General features: G+C 58.4%; 1 pseudogene. It reads right to left on the reverse strand.

Going from position 1 to position 243, the window contains the following annotated elements:
- Positions 1-234 (reverse strand): annotated as a pseudogene (locus SB754_RS22465) (hypothetical protein); the annotation flags it as partial.
- Positions 235-243 lie beyond the last annotated feature (9 nt).

Raw genomic sequence — 243 nt, forward strand, 5'->3', positions numbered from 1 at the left:
GTGACACATCGAGGTCACGTAGTCATCACCCATCGGTTCGACATCCATCAGCGCGCCACAATGATTCAGCACGAACTCACCGTGATGGTCATCGAAGATGGTGTACCGGAAGTCCATGAACTGTGGCGGTGCCCCGATGTCGAGTTGCAGGCACTTGAACATGTCCGCGACACCGTCACCGTCAATCTGCAACGCCGCCCGCATCCGTTTGGTGTAGACCGGGCTCGCCGCCATCCACTCGTC

Source organism: Leifsonia sp. SIMBA_070 (assembly GCF_046534635.1).
Classification (GTDB): Bacteria; Actinomycetota; Actinomycetes; order Actinomycetales; family Microbacteriaceae; genus Leifsonia.